16 protein-coding genes are annotated in these 20129 nt (G+C 71.4%); 5 read left to right on the forward strand and 11 right to left on the reverse strand.

The features are described 5' to 3' along the window. Nucleotides 1–90: 90 nt before the first annotated feature. On the reverse strand, nucleotides 91–1452 hold the full coding sequence (pafA, locus tag RQG84_RS10705; RefSeq protein ID WP_055968239.1) for a Pup--protein ligase: 1362 nt from the start codon (nucleotides 1450–1452) through the stop codon (nucleotides 91–93). A gap of 114 nt (nucleotides 1453–1566) precedes the next feature. Between pafA and RQG84_RS10710 the strand changes: the two genes are divergently transcribed. Then, nucleotides 1567–2547 (forward strand): aldo/keto reductase, encoded by a 981-nt coding sequence (locus tag RQG84_RS10710; RefSeq protein WP_311210017.1) that lies wholly within the window; start codon nucleotides 1567–1569, stop codon nucleotides 2545–2547. Nucleotides 2548–2581: 34 nt separating this feature from the next. Here the strand turns inward: RQG84_RS10710 and RQG84_RS10715 are convergent, their stop codons facing one another. The 5 genes from RQG84_RS10715 to dop form a co-directional block, all read right to left on the reverse strand. Further along, the gene (locus RQG84_RS10715) at nucleotides 2582–4198 is read right to left on the reverse strand and encodes an alpha/beta hydrolase (RefSeq protein ID WP_311210018.1); all 1617 of its coding nucleotides are present in this window, start codon (nucleotides 4196–4198) and stop codon (nucleotides 2582–2584) included. A gap of 113 nt (nucleotides 4199–4311) precedes the next feature. After that, a complete protein-coding gene (prcA, locus tag RQG84_RS10720) occupies nucleotides 4312–5007 on the reverse strand; it encodes a proteasome subunit alpha (protein WP_311210019.1) in 696 nt (231 codons plus the stop codon). A 22-nt stretch (nucleotides 5008–5029) separates the two neighbouring features. Next, entirely contained in the window at nucleotides 5030–5845 is an 816-nt protein-coding gene (gene prcB / locus RQG84_RS10725; protein WP_311210130.1) for a proteasome subunit beta, read from the reverse strand. Between the two features lie 11 nt (nucleotides 5846–5856). Then, nucleotides 5857–6063, reverse strand: coding sequence for a ubiquitin-like protein Pup (locus RQG84_RS10730; RefSeq protein WP_055968231.1), 207 nt, complete (start codon nucleotides 6061–6063; stop codon nucleotides 5857–5859). A 100-nt stretch (nucleotides 6064–6163) separates the two neighbouring features. Beyond that, nucleotides 6164–7666, reverse strand: a complete 1503-nt coding sequence (gene dop, locus RQG84_RS10735; RefSeq protein ID WP_311210020.1) for a depupylase/deamidase Dop — start codon at nucleotides 7664–7666, stop codon at nucleotides 6164–6166. A 152-nt stretch (nucleotides 7667–7818) separates the two neighbouring features. Here dop and RQG84_RS10740 point away from each other — a divergent pair, with 152 nt between their 5' ends. Then, nucleotides 7819–9012, forward strand: a complete 1194-nt coding sequence (locus tag RQG84_RS10740; RefSeq protein WP_311210021.1) for a glycosyltransferase family 1 protein — start codon at nucleotides 7819–7821, stop codon at nucleotides 9010–9012. Here RQG84_RS10740 and RQG84_RS10745 read toward each other — a convergent pair. The 5 genes from RQG84_RS10745 to RQG84_RS10765 all read right to left on the reverse strand — a co-directional run bounded on the left by RQG84_RS10745 (nucleotide 9002) and on the right by RQG84_RS10765 (nucleotide 13858). Further along, nucleotides 9002–9424 carry a GNAT family N-acetyltransferase gene (locus RQG84_RS10745; protein ID WP_311210022.1) on the reverse strand — a complete coding sequence of 141 codons (423 nt, stop codon included), beginning with the start codon at nucleotides 9422–9424 and terminating at the stop codon, nucleotides 9002–9004. The two genes, RQG84_RS10740 and RQG84_RS10745, sit on opposite strands and share 11 nt — an antisense overlap. Nucleotides 9425–9513: 89 nt before the next feature. Next, entirely contained in the window at nucleotides 9514–11235 is a 1722-nt protein-coding gene (gene arc, locus RQG84_RS10750) for a proteasome ATPase (RefSeq protein WP_311210024.1), read from the reverse strand. A 109-nt stretch (nucleotides 11236–11344) separates the two neighbouring features. Next, nucleotides 11345–12232: a tRNA (adenine-N1)-methyltransferase gene (locus tag RQG84_RS10755; protein WP_311210025.1), complete on the reverse strand. Its 888-nt coding sequence runs from the start codon at nucleotides 12230–12232 to the stop codon at nucleotides 11345–11347. Next, nucleotides 12229–13182, reverse strand: coding sequence for a site-2 protease family protein (locus tag RQG84_RS10760; protein ID WP_311210026.1), 954 nt, complete (start codon nucleotides 13180–13182; stop codon nucleotides 12229–12231). The genes RQG84_RS10755 and RQG84_RS10760 overlap by 4 nt, the downstream gene beginning before the upstream one ends. A 28-nt stretch (nucleotides 13183–13210) precedes the next feature. Continuing rightward, nucleotides 13211–13858, reverse strand: a complete 648-nt coding sequence (locus RQG84_RS10765; RefSeq protein WP_311210027.1) for an HAD family phosphatase — start codon at nucleotides 13856–13858, stop codon at nucleotides 13211–13213. 53 nt (nucleotides 13859–13911) lie between these two features. Between RQG84_RS10765 and RQG84_RS10770 the strand changes: the two genes are divergently transcribed. The 3 genes from RQG84_RS10770 (at nucleotide 13912) to RQG84_RS10780 (ending at nucleotide 20075) form a co-directional block, all read left to right on the forward strand. After that, nucleotides 13912–15216, forward strand: a complete 1305-nt coding sequence (locus RQG84_RS10770) for an MFS transporter (RefSeq protein WP_311210028.1) — start codon at nucleotides 13912–13914, stop codon at nucleotides 15214–15216. Nucleotides 15217–15488: 272 nt separating this feature from the next. Continuing rightward, complete coding sequence (gene metH, locus RQG84_RS10775; RefSeq protein WP_235497772.1) at nucleotides 15489–19136, forward strand: methionine synthase; 3648 nt, start codon at nucleotides 15489–15491, stop codon at nucleotides 19134–19136. A 126-nt stretch (nucleotides 19137–19262) separates the two neighbouring features. Beyond that, the gene (locus RQG84_RS10780) at nucleotides 19263–20075 is read left to right on the forward strand and encodes a PAC2 family protein (protein WP_311210029.1); all 813 of its coding nucleotides are present in this window, start codon (nucleotides 19263–19265) and stop codon (nucleotides 20073–20075) included. Nucleotides 20076–20129 lie beyond the last annotated feature (54 nt).

Below are 20129 nucleotides of genomic sequence, written 5' to 3' on the forward strand. Positions count from 1 at the left end.
TCGGGGTGATGGCCTCGATCACCGTAGCCCGGGCGCCCAAGAGGATCCTGAGCGGCGACCGTGCATCGGCCGTGGGGTCGCGACGCTGCGTCACATGCCGTCGATGAGCCGCTGCACGCGGTCGTCGGCGGAGCGGAACGGGTCCTTGCAGAGCACCGTGCGCTGGGCCTGGTCGTTGAGCTTGAGGTGCACCCAGTCGACGGTGAAGTCGCGCCGGCGCTCCTGGGCGCGCTTGATGAAGTCGCCGCGCAGTCGGGCCCGGGTGGTCTGCGGTGGCACCGACTTGGCCTGGAAGACCCCCAGGTCCGTCGTGACCCGCGCGACCGCTCCGCGGTTCTGCAGCAGGTAGAAGATGCCGCGGTCACGCCGGATGTCGTGGTAGGCCAGGTCGAGCTGCGCGATCCGCGGATCTGCCCAGCTCATGCCGTGCGCCGTGCGGTACCGGTCGAGCAGACGGAACTTGATGACCCAGTCGATCTCGCGCTCGACGAGGGAGAGGTCCTCGGACTCCACGGCCTTGAGGGTGCGCTCCCACAGGTCCATCGTGCGGTCGATGGTGGGGGTGTGCAGGCCGTGCCGGTCGACGAACTCGGCGGCCTTGCCGAAGTACTCCGCCTGGATCTCCAGGGCGGAGAGCTCACGGCCGTTGGCGAGCTGGACCTTGCGCCGTCCGGTCATGTCGTGGGAGATCTCGCGGATCGCCCGGATCGGGTTCTCCAGCGTCATGTCGCGCATCGTGACGCCCGCCTCGATCATGCGCAGGACCAGGTCCGTGGTGGCGACCTTGAGCAAGGTGGTGGTCTCGCTCATGTTGGAGTCGCCGACGATGACGTGCAGCCTGCGGAAGCGCTCGGCGTCGGCGTGCGGCTCGTCGCGGGTGTTGATGATCGGTCGAGACCGGGTGGTGGCGCTCGAGACGCCCTCCCAGATGTGCTCGGCGCGCTGGCTGACCGAGAAGATCGTGCCGCGGGGCGTCTGCTGGACCTTGCCCGCGCCGCAGATGATCTGTCGCGAGACGAGGAACGGGATGAGCACGTCGGCCAACCGGCTGAACTCGCCGCCTCGTCCGACGAGGTAGTTCTCGTGGCAGCCGTAGGAGTTGCCGGCGGAGTCGGTGTTGTTCTTGAACAGGTAGATGTCGCCGTCCACGCCGTCGTCGGCCAGGCGCTGCTGGGCGTCGAGCATGAGGCCCTCGAGGATCCGCTCCCCCGCGCGGTCGTGCGTGACCAGGTCGACCAGGTCGTCGCACTCGGGCGTGGCGTACTCGGGGTGGCTGCCGACGTCGAGGTAGAGCCGCGCGCCGTTGCGCAGGAACACGTTGCTGCTGCGCCCCCACGACACGACCCGGCGGAAGAGGTAGCGAGCGACCTCGTCGGGCGACAGACGACGCTGACCCTTGAACGAGCAGGTGACGCCGTACTCGTTCTCGATCCCGAAGATCCGCCGGTCCATGTCGTCAGCCTAGTCCGGCGACGCCGGGCCCGTCGGTCGAAGCGCCGGTCGAGGCGCTGGGCGCGCGGCACCGTTCGGGGCGCGGGCGCGCAGGCGGCCCGTAGGGTCGGGACCATGGAGCACAGGACCCTCGGAAGGACCGGCCGCAAGGCCTCGGTCGTCGGCCTCGGCACGTGGCAGCTCGGAGCGGACTGGGGCGACGTGAGTCGTGACGACGCCCGGGCCGTGCTGGACGCCGCCGTGGACTCCGGCGTGACGTTCCTCGACACGGCCGACGTGTACGGCGACGGCCGCAGCGAGCAGGCCATCGCGGACTTCCGGCGTGCGCGTCCCGACCTCGACCTCACGGTGGCCACCAAGATGGGCCGCCGACTCGACCAGGTGCCCGAGAACTACGTCATGGACAACTTCCGTGCCTGGACCGACCGGTCGCGCAGCAACCTCGGCGTCGACACGCTGGACCTCGTCCAGCTGCACTGCCCCCCGAGCGCGGTCGTGACCGACGACGAGGTGTACGACGCCCTCGACACGCTCGTCTCCGAGGGCGTCATGTCCGCCTATGGCGTGAGCGTCGAGACGTGCGACCAGGCGCTCGCCGCGATCGCGCGACCGGGCGTCGCGACGGTGCAGATCATCCTCAACGCCTTCCGGCTCAAGCCGCTCGACGAGGTCCTCCCCGCCGCGCGGGCGGCCGGCGTCGGGATCATCGCGCGGGTGCCGCTGGCCAGCGGTCTGCTGAGCGGGCGCTACACGGTCGAGACCACGTTCGCGGAGGACGACCACCGCTCGTACAACCGCCAGGGCGAGGCGTTCGACGTCGGCGAGACCTTCTCGGGCGTCGACTACGAGGTCGGTGTGCAGGCTGCGCGCGAGTTCACCGACCTGGTGCCCCAGGGCGTCACCTCCGCCCAGGCCGCCGTCGCCTGGGTGGTCGCCCAGGAGGGCGTGAGCACGGTCATCCCCGGTGCCCGCTCCCCCGAGCAGGCCCGCGCCAACGCGCGCGCCGCCGCGGTCGACGTCCGGCCCGAGCTGCTCGAGGGCGTCCGGCGCATCTACGACACCCACCTGCGCGAGGCCGTCCACCCCCGCTGGTGAGCACTGGCGGGGGTGGACGGCGCCGGGCGGCGGCTCAGAGCCCGGGCAGCGGTGCCGGCAGCGCGGGCGCCGGGGCGCGCTGGGTGGTGGGCTGCGCCGTGAACGGGGCACGGTCCTGTGCGCAGGTCGCCCCGTCGGCCGGCGCGTCCCCGTCCACCAGGTAGCGCGCGACGATGGAGTCGGCGCACGCGCTGACCCCGAGCGTCGTGTGGCCGTATCCCTCGACCGTCAGCACGCGAGCGTCCGCGAAGTTCTCCGCGAAGGGTCGGGTGTTCGCGTACGGCGTCGCCGGGTCGAAGCGCGTGCCGATCACGAGGACGCTCGCGTCGGTCGTCTGCGTCCACGGCCCGGTGAAGGCGTCGCTGTCCCGCAGGCCGATCTGCGGGCACTGGACGCCGACCCAGCTGCGGAAGCGTCCGAACCGCGGCGCGAGCCGGTCCTCGCGGTCGGCGAGCGCGGGGTACGCGGCGGGCGGGAGGATCGAGCGGGAGTCGACGCAGAGCTGGGCCAACGAGCTGCCGAGGGAGGTGTAGCGCTCCTGGGCCGGGGCCAGCTGCCGCTCCAGCGTCGTCGACGGCTCGCCGCCGCCCTGGGCGAGGAGCACGAGGAAGTCCGAGAGCCCGGCGAACGAGCTCGGCGAGTAGAGCTGGAGGAAGATCGACGAGATCGCCAGCGAGTAGGTGTACTCGACCGCGGTGCCCTGGACGTCGAGCGTCACTGGCTGCGTCCTCAGCCGCTCCAGGAGCTCGCCGACGACGTCCGCGGGATCACCCAACGCGTTCAGGGAGCAGCGCTCACCTGCCAGGCGGCACTGCTCGAGGAACGCGTCGAACGCCTCCTCCGCGGCCGGACCCTGGGCGAGACGCGCGCCGACCGAGCGCGGGTCGCGGTTCGCACCGGAGTAGGCGTCCACGTCGACGGTGCCGTCGAGCACCATCGAGCCGACCCGGTCCGGGAACAGCCGGGCGTAGGTCGCGCCGAGGTAGGTGCCGTAGGAGTAGCCCTGGTAGGTGAGCGTGCCGTCGCCCACGGCACGACGCAGGAGCTCGAGGTCGCGCGCCACGTTCGCGGTGGACGCGTGGCGGATGACGTCGCCGGCCTCGTCGCGGCAGGCGCGGGCGATCCGTGCCGACTGGCTTACGAAGGCGCGCTCCTCGGCCCGGGTGACCGGGAACGCCGGGAGCCCCTCGAACGCGGCCGCCTCGTCCGCGGCGTCGTCGTAGCAGAGCGCGGGGTCGGAGAGGCCGACACCGCGCGGGTCGAACCCGACGAGGTCGTAGCGCTCGCGTACCTCGGGCGTGACGACGAGGTCGGAGATCTGGTGCAGGGTCGAGACACCCTCGCCACCGGGGCCGCCGAAGTTGAAGAACAGGCTGCCCTTCCGCGACTCCGGGTCGCTCGCCGGGAGGCGGGTGAGCGCGACGGTGGTGGTGGTGCCGCGCGGCCGGTCGTAGTCGGTGGGCAGCTCCACGGTGGCGCACTCGAAGCCCGCCGGCGCGCCCGCGCTGCAGGCTCCCCAGTCCAGCGAGGGCGTGGCGATGCGGTCGAGCCGCTTCTGCTCCGAGCCGCTGCGGGCCTGGGCGGGTGTGGTGGTGGCCAGCAGGCCGGCGGCCAGCGTGGCTGCGGTGACGCACGACAGGAGACGTCGCATGGGTTCCCCCGAGGGATCGATGACGTGACCCTCACGACGCTAGGCGTCGCGGTCGGGTCGGCGCATCGGTCGCGCGGCCGATCCCGCCTCCTCCCTCCGGCGGAGCGGAGGCGTCAGCCGGCGAGAGCCGTGGCGATCGTCGCCTCGTCGAGCCGCTTGAACTTGCGCGGCTGCGCACGGGTGCGGTCGAGGACCGCGGCCTCGAGGTCGCCGGCGGCGATCGAGCGGGCGGGATCGGCGTCGGAGGCCAGGGCCTGGGTGGCGAGGCGCACGGCCCCGGCGAGGTCGAGCCCGGCCGTGAAGTGCTGGGTGAGGTGCTCGTCGACCTGGTCGCTCTGGCCGCCCATCACGGCGTGGCCCTGGATGTCGGCCACGGAGCCGTCGTACATGAGCCGGTAGATGGTGTCGGTCTCGACGGAGTCGCCCACCTCGGCGACGAAGATCTCCACCTCGTAGGGCTTCTCGCCGCCGGAGGAGAAGATGGTGCCGAGGGTCTGGGCGTAGGCGTTGGCCAGGCCGCGACCGGTGACGTCGCGGCGGTCGTAGGCGTAGCCGCGCATGTCGGCGAGACGGACGCCCGCGATGCGCAAGTTCTCGAACTCGTTGTACCGCCCGACCGCGGCGAAGCCGATCCGGTCGTAGATCTCGCTGATCTTGTGCAGCGCGCGCGAGGGGTTCTCGGCCACGAGCAGGATGCCGTCGGCGTACTGCAGGACGACCACGCTGCGGCCCCGGGCGATCCCCTTGCGCGCGAAGTCGGCCCGATCCTTCATCAGCTGCTCGGGCGAGACGTAGAACGGTGCGGTCATGCTGCTCCTCCGGAGGGGGCGTTCAGGTGAGGGGGGCCGAGGGCCCGTCGGGGCGCGTCATGCGGCCGCCGATGACCGCGTCGGCCACGGCGGCGGTCTCGGTCTCGTCCCAGGCGCGGTAGCCGTCGGCGGTGATGACGCTGACCAGCGGGAAGATCCGCCGGGTCAGGTCGGGCCCGCCCGTGGCGGTGTCGTCGTCCGCGGCGTCGTAGAGCGCCTGGATGACGGCGGTGACCGCGGAGCGCTCGTCCATGTCGGGCGAGTACAGCTTCTTGAGCGAGCCGCGGGCGAACGTCGAGCCCGAGCCGACCGAGTGGAAGGTGCGCTCCTCGTTCTTGTTGCCCGTCACGTCGAAGGCGAAGATGCGGCCGCACTGCTGCACCAGGTCGAAGGCGGCGAAGAGCGGCACGACCGCCAGACCCTGCATCGCCATGCCGAGGTTGCCGCGGATGAGGGCGGCGAGCCGGTTGGCCTTGCCGTCGGTGGAGAGCGTGGCGCCCTCGATCTTCTCGTAGTGCTCGAGCTCGACCTGGAACAGGCGGGTCATCTCGATGGCGATGCCCGCGGTGCCGGCGATGCCGACGCACGAGAACTCGTCGGTGGGGAAGACCTTCTGGATGTCGCGCTGCGCGATGACGTTGCCCATCGTCGCGCGGCGGTCGCCGGCCATGACCACCCCGCCCGCGAACGTGGCGGCCACGATCGTGGTGCCGTGCGCGACGCCGGCGAGCTCACCGGAGGCGGCGCCGGCCGCACCGGGGAGCATCTCGGGCGACTGCGAGGCCAGGAGGTCGGCGAACGAGGTGCCTCCCACGGACCGGTAGCCGGCGGGAAGCATCACGGGGCCGCTCACTGGCCGCCCTTCTGGACGAAGCTGCGCACGAACTCCTCGGCGTTCTCCTCCAGGACGTCGTCGATGTCGCCGAGGATCGAGTCGACGTCGTCGTCGAGCTTCTCCTTGCGCTCGGTGTCCTGCGCTGCGTCGACGTGCGACGTCTCGACCTGCTCCTCGTCGTCGGAGGACTTCCGCGTGTTCCTGTGCTGCTGCTCGGCCATGCCGTCAGCCTATCCCCCTGCGACCCACACGCTGCCCGATCCGACGCGAGGCGGGTCGAGACCCACCAGGCGTCGCAGCAGTTGTGTCCGGGCGCGGGACTCAGCGGCCGGTGATCGCCCGGAACAGCGCCGTGGCGTCGGCGCTGGACTCGAAGAGCGCACCCACGTGGTCGGCCGTGCCGCGGAGGGGCTCCATGGTCGGGATCCGCTGGAGGGACTCGTAGCCCGGCAGGTCCAGGATCACCGAGTCCCAGGAGGCGGCGGCGACCTCGGAGGCGAAGGTGCTCAGGCAGCGGCCACGGAAGAAGGCGCGGGTGTCGTGCGGCGGCTCCTCGACGGCGCGCACCACCTCGGCATCGCTGACGATCCGGTCGATCCGGCCGGAGTGCACGAGGCGGTGGTAGATGCCGCGCTCGGCGCGGACGTCGTGGTACTGCAGGTCCACGAGGTGGAGCTTGGCGTGGTCCCAGTCGAGGCCGTCGCGCTCGCGGTAGGACTCCAGCAGCGACAGCTTGGCCACCCAGTCGAGCTCGCGGACGCACTCCATCGGGTCGCGCGCGAGCCGCGTGAGCACGCTCTCCCAGCGCTGCAGCACGTCGTCGGTCTGCTCGTCGGACCCCTCGCGGGCCACGAAGGCCCGGGCCTGCTCGAGGTAGTGCCACTGCAGCTCCAGGGCGGTGGCCGTGGTGCCGTCCTGCAGCTCGACGAGCGTGGTGAGAGTCGTGTCGTGGGAGATGTCGTGGAGCGCCTTGACCGGCTGCGCCAGGGCGGGGGCGGGCGTCAGGAACCCCGCCTCGAGCATGGCGAGGACGATCGAGGTGGTGCCGTGCTTGAGGTAGATCGACGTCTCGGCCAGGTTCGCGTCACCGATGATCACGTGCAGACGTCGGTACTTCTTCGGGTCGGCGTGCGGCTCGTCGCGCGTGTTGACGATCGGTCGCTTGAGGGTGGTCTCCAGACCCACGCCGACCTCCATGTAGTCCGCGCGCTGCGAGAGCTGGTAGGCGTGCACGCTGCCGTCCTGGCGCTGCCCGACCCGGCCGGCGCCGCAGACGACGGGCCGCGACACGAAGAACGGCGTCAGCTGCGCGACGATCGCGTCGAACGGGACCGCCCGGTCCACGAGGTAGTTTTCGTGCGAGCCGTACGACGCGCCCTTGTTGTCGATGTTGTTCTTGTAGAGCACGATCGAGCCCGCGCCGGGTACCTGGGCGGCGAGCTCGGCGCCGCGCCGCATCACGAGCTCGCCGGCCTTCTCCCAGACGACGACGTCGCGGGGCGACGTGACCTCCGGCGAGGAGTACTCGGGGTGCGCGTGGTCGACGTACAGGCGGGCGCCGTTGGTCAGGATGATGTTGGCCAGGCCCAGGTCCTCGTCGGTGAGCTGGGTCGGGTCGGCGACCTCCCGGCTCAGGTCGAACCCGCGCGCGTCGCGCAGCGGGCTCTCCTCCTCGAAGTCCCAGCGGGCACGCCGGGTGAGCCCGTGGGCGGCGGCGTAGCTGTTCACGACGTGCGTCGACGCCACCATCGGGTTGGCGTTCGGCTGTCCCTGGACGGCGATGCCGTACTCGACCTCGCTGCCTTGCACGCGTCTCACCGTCATGGCCCCAGCGTAGGCGTCCGCGCCCCACTCCCCCGACGTCCGGCGCGCGGTGCGTACGTCGACCGGGCCGTGCGCACGCTCGTCGCCCACCCTTCAACCGTCGGCCACCTCGCGGTGACCGTGGCGTCGTCGGCGCCCGCGAGGCTCGCGCCATGAGGATCGTGATCGTCGCAGAGTCCTTCCTCCCCCAGACCAACGGCGTCGTGCACTCGGTGCTCCGCGTCCTCGACCACCTCGCGGCCCGCGGGGACGACGTGCTGGTCGTCGCACCCGACGCCGGACCGGACGTGCCTGCCACCGTGGCCGGGGCCCGCGTGGTGACCGTGCCGGCCTGGTCGTTCCCGGGGTACGCCGACGTGCGGGTCGCCACCGGACGGGTCTCCCCGCTCACCGCGATCCTGCGGGACTTCGGCCCCGACGTGGTGCACCTCGCGTCGCCGTTCGCCCTGGGCTGGCGAGCGGCCCTGGCCGCCGCGGCGCTGGACCTGCCCGTGGTCGCGGTCTACCAGACCGACGTCCCGACCTACGCGGGTCGGTACGGGGTGCGGGGCGTGGAGAACCTGCTGTGGAAGCGGGTCCGCGACCTGCACGGCCGGGCCGACCTCACGCTCGCGCCGTCGACGGCCACCATCCGGACCCTCGAGGAGCGCGGGGTGGAACGGCTGCGCCTGTGGCGGCGTGGGGTCGACACCGACCGCTTCTCCCCTGCACGACGTGACGAGGCGTGGCGGCGCGGGCTCGCACCCGAGGGCGAGCGTCTCGTGGGATACGTGGGCCGTCTCGCGCCCGAGAAGCAGGTCCAGGACCTCGCGGCCCTGCAGGACCTCGCGGCCCTGCAGGACCTGCCCGGCACCCGGATCGTCGTGGTGGGCGACGGTCCGGAGCGTGCCCGCCTCGAGCGGCTGCTGCCCGGCGCCCACTTCACCGGCATGCTCCACGGCACGGCGCTGGCCACCGCCGTGGCCGGGCTGGACGTGCTGGTCAGCACGAGCGAGACCGAGACCTTCTGCCAGGTGGTCCAGGAGGGCCTCGCCTCCGGCGTCCCGGTCGTCGCCGCCGGCGTCGGAGGTCCGGTCGACCTCGTCGACCACAGCCGCACCGGCTGGCTCTACGAGCCGGGCGACCTCGGCGGACTCGCGGCGCGGGTGCGTGACCTGACCGGCGACGACGCCAAGCGAGCGGCGTTCGGCAGGGCGGCCCGTCGCTCCGTGGAGGGCCGGAGCTGGCAGGCGGTGTGCTCCGAGCTGGTCGGCCACTACGCTGCCGCGATCGAGCAGCACCGCGGCACCGGACCGCACGACATCGGGCGTCTGCACTGGACGACCCGACGCATGGTCAGGAGCTGAGCACCTTCGCCAGGTGGACGCTGTCGTCGTAGGCCGCGTAGAAGCCGAACGCCGGCTCGTCGACGTACCCGGCCGACCGGTACAGGGCGATCGCCTCGGGCTGCTGCGTGCCGGTCTCCAGCACGAGCCGGCGCAGCCCCGCCTCGGCGGCGGTGCGCTCCAGCTCGGTCAGCACGAGGCGTGCCAGACCCCGCCGACGGAACGCCTCGCGCACGAACATCCGCTTGATCTCCGCGTCGGACTCCCCCTGCGGTCCGCCGCGACGCCAGCCGCCCATCGCGGCCGCCGCGCCGTCGACCTCCAGCACCAGGAAGAGCCCGTGCGGGGGCAGGAAGTGCTCGTCCTCGATCGGCGAGATGTCGCCGCTGCCGCCGTACAGCCGGCCGTACTCGGCCTGGACCTCGGTGGTCATCGCGACGACGTCGGGATCGGCGTACCGGGCACGACGCAGAAGCGGCCGGTCCGAGGGACCGGCCGCGCTGCGCTCCCCGGGTCGTGCGCTCAGAGGTACTGCCCCGTGTTCGCGACCGTGTCGATCGAGCGACCCGGCTCGTTGCCACCCTTGCCCGTGATGAGGGTGCGGATGAAGACGATGCGCTCGCCCTTCTTGCCGGAGATGCGTGCCCAGTCGTCGGGGTTCGTCGTGTTCGGGAGGTCCTCGTTCTCCTTGAACTCGTCGAGGCAGGCCTGCAGCATGTGCTGGACGCGCAGGCCCTTCTGGCCGGTCTCGAGCAGGTCCTTGATCGCCATCTTCTTGGCGCGGTCCACGATGTTCTGGATCATCGCCCCGGAGTTGAAGTCCTTGAAGTACAGGACCTCCTTGTCGCCGTTGGCGTACGTGACCTCGAGGAACTGGTTGTCCTCGGACTCGGTGTACATCGCCTCGACGGTGCGCTGGATCATGCCCTGCGTCGTGGCCGTGCGGTCACCGCCCCACTCGGCCAGGTCGTCGGGGTGCAGCGGCAGCGTGGGCGTCAGGTACTTGCTGAAGATGTCGCGGGCGGACTCGGCGTCGGGTCGCTCGATCTTGATCTTCACGTCGAGGCGTCCCGGGCGCAGGATGGCCGGGTCGATCATGTCCTCGCGGTTGGAGGCGCCGATCACGAGCACGTTCTCGAGGCCCTCGACACCGTCGATCTCGCTGAGCAGCTGCGGGACGATCGTGTTCTCGACGTCGGAGGAGACGCCCGAGCCGCGGGTGCGGAACAACGAGTCCATCTCGTCGAAGAAGACGATGACCGGCGTGCCCTCGCTGGCCTTCTCGCGGGCACGCTGGAAGACGAGCCGGATGTGCCGCTCGGTCTCGCCCACGTACTTGTTGAGCAGCTCGGGGCCCTTGATGTTGAGGAAGAAGGAACGTCCTTCCTCGCCGGTGCGCTCGGAGACCTTCTTGGCCAGGCTCGCCGCGACCGCCTTGGCGATCATCGTCTTGCCGCAGCCGGGCGGTCCGTACAGCAGCACGCCCTTCGGCGGCTTGAGCTCGTGCTCGATGAAGACCTCGGGGTGCAGGTACGGGAGCTCGACGGCGTCGCGGATCGACTCGATCTGGCTGCGCAGGCCACCGATCGACTCGTAGTCGATGTCGGGGACCTCCTCGAGGACGAGCTCCTCGACCTCGCTCTTGGGGATCCGCTCGTACACGTACCCGGCGCGGCCGTCGAGCAGCAACGAGTCGCCCGCACGCAGCTTCATCCCCAGCAGCGAGTCGGCGAGCCGGACGATCTTCTCCTCGTCGGCGTTGCCGAGGACCAGGGCGCGCTCGCCGTCGGCCAGGATCTCCTTGAGCATGACGACCTCGCCGGTCGTCTCGAAGTCCAGCGCCGCGACCACGTTCATGGCCTCGTTGAGGATGACCTCCTGGCCCTTGCGGAGCTCGTCCTTGTCCACGGCGGGGCTCACGGTGACGCGCAGCTTGCGGCCACCGGTGAACACGTCGACCGTCTCGTCGGCGTTGAGCTGGAGGAACGTGCCGAAGCCGGTCGGCGGCTGGGCGAGCCGGTCGACCTCCTCCTTGAGCGTGACGATCTGGTCACGTGCCTCGCGCAGCGTGGACGTGAGCCGCTCGTTCTGCGCGTTGGTCGAGGACAGTCGGGCCTCGAGGTCGGACAGCCTGGAGTCGAGGGAACCCTCCGAGCCCAACCGGCGCCGGAGGTGCTCGACCTCCGCGCGCAGGTATGCCAGCTCGTGTTCCGATCCACCGGGGTTCTCGTTCACGATCGCCACCTCCTGCTCGTCGAGTTCGACCCTAGCCGAGATCAGGTTGCACCAAGGGTCGTCCGAGCGCGCGGCGGATGACGATCCGATGTCGTCGGGCCGGTGGCGCCCGACGTGCTCAGTCGGACATGCCCGCTGGTCGGGGCCCGTCGTAGTCGGGTCCGTAGGCCCCCGGGGCGGGGCGACGGGTCTTCTCCAGCGCCGGGTGGCCGGGCGCCATGCGGCGTGCGGTGACCAGGAAGGCGGTGTGCCCGACCATGCGGTGGTCGGGGCGCACGGCGAGCCCCTCGAGGTGCCAGCCGCGCTGCATCGTCTCCCACGCCGTCGGCTCGGTGAAGCCACCGTCGGCACGCAGGGTCTCCACGAAGCGCGACAGCTGCGTGGTGGTGGCCACGTAGGCGCACACGAGACCGCCGGGGACCAGGCGCTCGGCCGCGAGCGGGACGCACGACCACGGGTCGACCATGTCGAGCACGAGCCGGTCGATCTCCGGCTCGGTCATGACCTCGCGCACGTCACCGACGGTGAGCGTCCACTGCGGAAGGTCCGGCCCGACGATCTGCTCGACGTTCTGGCGGGCCGTCTCGGCGAACTCCTCACGGATCTCGTACGAGCCCAGGTGCCCGTCGGGTCCGATCGCCCTCAGGAGGTAGGCGGTCAGGCTGCCGGAGCCGGCACCGGCCTCCACGACCCGCGCGCCCGGGAAGATGTCGGCCATCGTGACGATGTGGGCGGCGTCCTTGGGGTAGATGATCGCGGCGCCGCGGGGCATCGAGACCACGTACTCCGACAGCAGCGGACGGAACACCTGGTACTGCCCGTCGAGCGAGGACGTGACGACGATGCCCTCGGGCTCGCCGATGATGTCGTCGTGGCGGAGCTGGCCCTTCTTGGTCGAGAACTCACGCCCGACCTCGAGCCGGATGTTGTGCTTGCGCCCCTTCGCGTCGGAGAGTCGTACCCACTCCCCCTCGACGAACGGTCCACTGCGCATCCAGGTGGTCATGATTCCCTTCGGTAGGCGGTGTCGACGTCCGACGCCAGCAGGATCCCCACCGGGCGGTCGTCGTCGTCGACGAGCAGGTACGCGTCGGCGGGGTGGGCGGTCATCGCCCGCAGCAGCGTGGTGCCCCGGGCCCGCACGCTGAGGCGCGGCCACGCCGGCGACACGTCGTCACTCAGGGGGCGGCCGAGCTCGTCGGCGCGCAGCGCGTTCATGCGCGCCCCGCGGTCGGCACCGCGCAGCGCAGCCGTGGCTCCCGTCCAGAGGAAGAAGGCGACGAAGCCGACGAGCAGCACGTCGATCCACCAGCGGGCGCCCCAGGCGGCGCCCTGGACGGCCCGCACGACCACGAGGACGCCCAGGGCGAGGGCCGCCAGACGTCCGATCCACGCGGTCACCACGACGCCCCGACGTTCGGACCCGGTGACCTGCCAGATGATCGCGCGCAGGACCCGGCCTCCGTCGAGCGGGAGACCCGGGAGCATGTTGAAGGCGGCGACCAGCAGGTTGACCCAGCCGATCGACCACCACAGGTCACGGGCGACGCCGGTGGAGCCGTCCGCGATCCCGTGGGCGAGCAGACCGATCGCGAGCGACGCGAGGGGACCGACGACCGACGTGACCAGCTCCTGCCACGGCGTGCGGCTCTCGCCCTCGATGGCGGTCTCGCCGCCGAGGAGGTGCAGCGTGACCGTCGGGACCCGCATGCCGAACGACCGGGCGACGGCGAGGTGCGCGAGCTCGTGCACGAGGACCGACACGTAGAGCGCCAGGACGAACGACGCGGCGACCACGTAGGCGTTGGTGCTGGCCTCGACGGCGAAGCGTGGCGCGAACAGCACCACGAGCACCACGCCCATGAGCAGCAGCGACGGCCGGGCGAGCAGGTCCGCGCCCGCCAGCCGGCCGAACCGGACGGTGCCCGCTGGACGCGGGCTGGACGGGATGCTCACGACGCCAACCTTACGGGCGGTGCAGGCGTCACGCGGTGGCCCAGAGCTCCCTGAGCATCGAGACGTCGAGGCCGGCCAGGCTGGGCCGCACCAGGCGGCGCGGACCGTCCGGCACCGTGACCATGTGCGGCACGACGAGGACGACGCAGCCTGCGGCGTCCGCCGACGCGGCTCCGGTGGCGGAGTCCTCGACGGCCAGGCAGTCGGCCGGGTCCACCCCCAGCATCCGGGCGGCCGCCAGGTAGGGCTCGGGGTGCGGCTTGCCGCGGCTGACCTCGTCGCCGGTGACGACGGCGTCGAAGGGCAGCGCCTCGACGACCGGTGCGGCGATCGAGCGGTACGACATCGTCACGAGGGCCTGGGGAACACCGGCCGCGGCGAGGGCACGCACGAGCTCGGGCGCCCCCGGACGCCAGGGCTGGTCGCGCCGCATCGCCTCGCCGAGCTCGTTCACGAGGTGGTCGACGATCTGCTCGGGGTGGAGCCCGGAGCCGATGCGGGCCTCGATCCGGTGCGCGGCCTCGAGCAGGTCGCTCCCGACGAGGGCGAGGCCGTCCTCCTCGGTCCAGGTGGCCCCGTGCCGGGCCGCCAGGGCGGTCTCGGCGGCCATCCACAGCGGCTCGGTGTCGACGATGGTGCCGTCGAGGTCCCACAGGACGGCGGCTGGTGAGGTCACCGCACGAGCCTAGGAGATCGGGTGTCGTCGCCCGAACGTAGGTTGTGACCGTCATGCCAGACCTCTCCACCACGCCCGCAGGAGGCCCGGCCGTCACCACGACGGGCTGGGCCCGCGGGCCGCTGCGGCCGTTCCGCCACCGTCAGTACCGCCCGCTCATCGGGGCCGCGGCCTTCGAGCTGCTGGGTGAGGGCGTGTGGATCATCGCCGTCGTGTGGCAGGTGATCGAGCTGGGCGGCGGTCCGGCAGCTCTCTCCTTCGCGGTCACCGGCTACTCGCTGGGCATGGTCCTCACGGTGCTCGTCGGCGGTGTCGCGGCCGACCGGGTGCCGCAGCGCCGGATCCTCATGACCACGGCCGCGGTGCGGATGGTCGTGCTCGGCCTGATCGCCGCCCTCGCCCTGACCGGCACTCTGGACCTCTGGCACCTGTCGGTCGGCGGCGTGGTGCTCGGCATGGCCGTCGGCTTCTACTTCCCCGCCTACAGCGCCCTCCTGCCGGCGATCGTCGAGCCCGAGGACCTCCTGGCGGCCAACGGCGTGGAGGGGTTCTTGCGACCCACCCTCCAGCACGCAGGTGGGCCCGCCCTCGCGAGCCTCGTGGTCGCCGCCGCCTCGCCCGCGTGGGCCATGGTCCTCGTGGCGCTGTGCCAGCTCGGCTGCCTGCTCACCCTCCTGCGGCTGCGACCGGTGGCCCTGCGTCGCGATCCCGCCTCGCTGGGCGACCACCCGGTCCGGGCCGCGTTCGCGGACCTGCGCGGTGGGGTGCACTACATGGTGACCACGCCGTGGTTCCTGGCCACGCTGCTGTTCGCCTGCCTCATGCTCCTCGTCGTGGTGGGTCCCATGGAGGTGCTCATCCCCTTCGTCGTCGAGGGCGCAGGAGGTGGCGCCACGGACCACGCCTGGATCCTCGCCGCGTACGGGGCCGGCAGCGCGGTGGCCTCGCTCGGCATGAGCATGCTGCGGCTGCCACGGCGCTACCTGACCGTGATGAACGTCATGTGGGGCGTGGCCTGCCTGCCGCTGCTCGTCGTCGGCCTCACCACGTCGGTGCCCGCCATCGCCGTCGCCATGTTCGTCGTCGGGGTCTTCCTCTCCGCGCCCATGGTCATCTGGGGCACCCTGCTCCAGCGCCGTGTCCCGGCAGACCTGCTCGGACGGGCCTCGAGCCTGGACTTCTTCGTGTCGCTGCTCCTCGTCCCGGTCTCCATGGCCGTGGCAGGTCCCGCCGCCGAGTGGATCGGGCTGCGTGAGGTCTTCCTCGTCTCGGCGTTCGTCCCGATCGTGGTGGCGGCGGTGGCGATCGTCGCCGCCCGCATGCCCGCCGACGAGCTGGAACACCCCCTCGGGCCGTGACCTGACGCGGTTCGTTGCGTTCTCGTGGGAGGATGGGAGCGAATCTCCGCGAAGGTCCACGCGAGCCCGCCGCCGGCTGGGGATTCCCACATCAACCCCGACGAGCCCGAGTCCGTGCCTCAGCACGGGGCGCGGGCGTCTCGCAGTGTCGATCGTGGAGGACAGAGCCGACCGTGGAGCAGCGTGTGACCCGACCCCAGGCGTGGCGCCCCGACGCCACCGCGGACCTGACCGCTCGACTGAGCGAGCGCATCCTGGTGCTCGACGGCGCCATGGGCACCGCGATCCAGCGCGACCGTCCCGACGAGGCCGGCTACCGCGGGGAGCGCTTCAAGGACTGGCCGAGCGACGTGGTCGGCAACAACGACCTCCTGACGCTCACCCAGCCCGACATCGTCGCCGGCATCCATCGCGAGTACCTCGAGGCCGGCGCGGACATCATCGAGACCAACACGTTCAACGCCAACGCGATCTCGTTGCGTGACTACGACATGGTCGAGCTCGCCTACGAGCTCAACTACGAGGCCGCCGCGCTCGCGCGTCGCGAGGCCGACGCCGTCGCCGAGGCCACGGGCCGGCCCCGCTACGTCGCCGGCGCCCTCGGGCCGACCACGCGGACCGCGTCGATCTCGCCCGACGTCAACGACCCCGGCGCCCGCAACGTCTCCTACGCCGAGCTGGTCGACGCCTACGCCGAGGCGACCCGCGCCCTGCTCGACGGCGGCAGCGACCTCGTCTTCATCGAGACCATCTTCGACACGTTGAACGCACGTGCCGCGATCTTCGCCGTCGAGACCGTGTTCGAGGAGTACGACCGCCGGTGGCCCATCGTCATCTCCGGCACCATCACCGATGCCTCGGGACGCACGCTGTCCGGGCAGACCACGGAGGCCTTCTGGTACTCCGTCCGGCACGCGAAGCCGCTCCTGGTCGGGCTCAACTGTGCCCTCGGCGCCGAGGAGATGCGCCCCTACGTGGCCGAGCTCTCGCGTCTGGCCGACTGCTTCGTCTCCTGCTACCCGAACGCCGGGCTCCCCAACGCCTTCGGTGAGTACGACGAGACGCCGGACCAGACGGCCGCCGTGCTGCGCGAGTTCGCCGAGGCCGGTCTCTACAACCTCGTGGGTGGGTGCTGCGGCACGACGCCCGACCACATCGCCCACATCGCGGCGACGGTCGAGGGCCTGCCCCCACGGGTGCCCACGACGGTCGATCCCGCGCTGCGGCTCTCCGGGCTCGAGCCGCTCGTCGTGACCCCGGAGTCGCTGTTCGTCAACGTCGGCGAGCGCACCAACATCACGGGGTCGGCACGCTTCCGCAACCTGATCCGCGACGGTGACTACGACACGGCGCTGGCGGTCGCCCTCCAGCAGGTGGAGAACGGCGCGCAGGTCATCGACGTCAACATGGACGAGGGCATGATCGACGGGGTCGCGGCCATGGACCGCTTCCTCAAGCTGGTGGCCGCCGAGCCCGACATCTGTCGCGTCCCGGTCATGGTCGACTCCTCCAAGTGGGAGGTCATCGAGGCCGGCCTGCGGGTCCTGCAGGGCAAGTCGATCGTGAACTCGATCTCGCTCAAGGAGGGCGAGGAGCCGTTCCGCGAGCACGCGCGGCTGTGCCGCAAGTACGGCGCGGCCGTGGTCGTGATGGCCTTCGACGAGGACGGTCAGGCCGACAACCTCGAGCGCCGCAAGCAGATCTGCGAGCGGGCGTACCGGATCCTCGTCGACGAGGTCGGCTTCCCGGCCGAGGACATCATCTTCGACCCGAACGTCTTCGCGGTCGCCACGGGCATCGAGGAGCACGCCGAGTACGGCATCGACTTCATCGAGGGCACCCGCTGGATCAAGCAGAACCTGCCCGGGGCCCTGGTCTCCGGTGGCGTGTCCAACGTGTCGTTCTCGTTCCGCGGCAACAACGCGGTGCGCGAGGCCATCCACGCCGTGTTCCTGTTCCACGCCATCCAGGCGGGCATGGACATGGGCATCGTCAACGCCGGCGCCCTGGTGGTCTACGACCAGGTGGACGAGAAGCTCCGTGAGCGGATCGAGGACGTGATCCTCAACCGACGCGACGACGCCACCGAGCGCCTGCTCGAGATCGCGCAGGACTTCGCCGGCACCGGCGAGAAGGCCGAGGCCGCCAGCGAGGAGTGGCGCTCCCTGCCCATCGGCGAGCGCATCACCCACGCCCTCGTCAAGGGCATCGACGCGCACGTCGAGGCCGACACCGAGGAGCTTCGCGCCCTCATCGAGGAGCGCGGCGGCAAGCCCATCGAGGTCATCGAGGGGCCGCTGATGTCCGGCATGAACGTCGTCGGCGACCTGTTCGGGGCCGGCAAGATGTTCCTGCCCCAGGTGGTCAAGTCGGCCCGGGTCATGAAGAAGGCCGTCGCCTACCTGATCCCCTACATCGAGGCGACCAAGGACGCCGCGGACCAGGGTCGCAGCAACGGCACCGTCATCATGGCCACGGTCAAGGGCGACGTCCACGACATCGGCAAGAACATCGTCGGCGTGGTCCTGCAGTGCAACAACTACGACGTGATCGACCTCGGCGTCATGGTGCCGGTCCAGAAGATCCTCGACGCCGCGCGCGAGCACGACGCCGACGCGATCGGCCTGTCCGGCCTCATCACGCCGTCCCTCGACGAGATGGTCACCGTGGCCGGCGAGATGGAGCGGCAGGGCTTCGACGTGCCGCTGCTGATCGGGGGCGCCACGACCTCGCGTGCGCACACCGCCGTCAAGGTCGACGAGCGCTACCACGGCCCGGTCGTGTGGGTGAAGGACGCGTCCCGCTCGGTGCCCGTGGTCGCGTCGCTGCTCTCCGACGAGCAGCGCCCGCCGTTCCTCGAGGCGCTCAAGGACGACTACGACGGCCTGCGCGAGCGCCACGCCGCCCGTCAGGACACCCGCAAGCTCCTGTCGATCGCCGACGCCCGGGCCGCGCGCACGGTCGTCGACTGGTCGGAGTACTCCCCCGCCGAGCCGCAGTGGGAGGTGGGCGTCCCGCACGTGCTCGACGACTACCCGCTCGCGGAGCTGCGCGAGTACATCGACTGGCAGCCGTTCTTCAACGCCTGGGAGATGAAGGGACGCTTCCCCGACATCCTGCACAACCCGGCCACGGGCGAGGTGGCCTCCAAGCTGTACGCGGACGCCCAGGAGATGCTCGACCGGATCATCGAGGAGCGCTGGATCACCGCGCGCGGAGTCGTCGGGATCTTCCCGGCGAACGGGTCGGGCGACGACACCGTCGTGTACGCCGACGAGCAGCGTGAGGAGGTCGCCGCGACCTTGCACCACCTGCGCCAGCAGACCGAGCACCGCGCCGGCGTCTCGCACAAGAGCCTGGCCGACTTCGTGGCACCGGTGGAGACCGGTCTCCCCGACCACGTCGGCGCCTTCGCGGTGACGGCCGGCCACGGGATCGGCGACAAGATCACCGAGTTCAAGGAGGCGCTCGACGACTACAGCGCCATCCTGCTCGAGGCGCTCGCCGACCGTCTCGCGGAGGCCTTCGCCGAGCGCCTGCACGAGCGGGTGCGTCGCGAGATCTGGGGCTACCAGCCGCAGGAGTCGCTCGACAGCGACGCCCTCATCGCCGAGAAGTACGTCGGCATCCGCCCGGCGCCCGGCTACCCGGCCTGCCCCGAGCACACCGAGAAGAGCACCCTGTGGGACCTGCTCGAGGTCGAGAAGCACACCGGCATCGAGCTCACCGAGAGCATGGCCATGTGGCCGGGCGCCTCGGTGAGCGGCTGGTACTTCGCGCACCCGCAGTCGCAGTACTTCGTGGTCGGGCGACTGGGCCGCGACCAGGTGGCCGACTACGCCGAGCGCAAGGGCTGGACCGTCGAGGAGGCCGAGCGCTGGCTCTCGCCGAACCTCGGCTATCGCCCCGACAGCGAGTAGGGCGCGTCGCTGTGCCGCCCACGGCCCGGCACCCCCGCCGGGCCGTATGCCGCCCCGGGCCCGGCACCCCCGCCGGGCCCGTAGGGTGGTGACGTGCAGTCGATCCCCCCTCTGAACGATCCCTGGATGGTGGCAGCGTTCGAGGGCTGGAACGACGCCGGTGACGCCGCGTCGTCCGTCGTCGACCACCTCGTCGACGAGTGGGACGCGCAGGTCCTGGCCGAGCTCGACCCGGAGGACTACTACGACTTCCAGGTCTCGCGCCCGATCGTCCACCCCGACGAGGACGGCGCGCGGGTGCTGCACTGGCCCACGCCGACGCTGTTCCACGCCCGCCCCCGGTCGTCGGACCGCGACGTCCTGCTCTTCAAGGCGCCCGAGCCGAACTTCCGCTGGAAGGGCTTCTGCTCGACCGTGCTCGGCCTGGCGAGGCTGGCCGGCGTCACCGAGGTGGTCACGCTCGGTGCCCTGCTGGCCGACACGCCTCACACGCGGCCGGTGCCGGTGAGCGGCTCCACCACCGACGCGGTCCTCGCCGAGCGTCTCTCGCTCCGCCCGTCCAGCTACGTCGGACCGGTCGGCATCAACGCGGTCCTGGGCGACGTGGCCTCGTCCGAGGGCCTCCCCGCCATCTCGTTGTGGGCGGCCGTGCCGCACTACGTGGCCGACCCGCCCTGCCCCAAGGCCACCCTCGCGCTGCTCGGCGCCCTGGAGGACGCGGTCGGTGTCGCGCTCCCCCAGGGGTCGTTGGAGGAGATGGCGCAGGCGTGGCAGCACGGCGCCGACGACCTCATGGGCCAGGATCCCGAGATCGCCGAGTACGTCGCGGAGCTGGAGAGCGAGCACACCACCGACGAGCTGCCCGAGGCCAGCGGCGACGCGATCGCGCGCGAGTTCGAGCGGTACCTGCGTCGGCGCAACGTCGACGGCGGCCCGTGAGCGAGGCTCTGGGAGGCGCGTCGGCGTGAGCGAGCGCCAGCGAACGAACCATGA

Origin of the sequence: Aeromicrobium sp. WCS2018Hpa-31 (assembly GCF_031843905.1) — a bacterium.
Lineage (GTDB): Bacteria > Actinomycetota > Actinomycetes > Propionibacteriales > Nocardioidaceae > Aeromicrobium.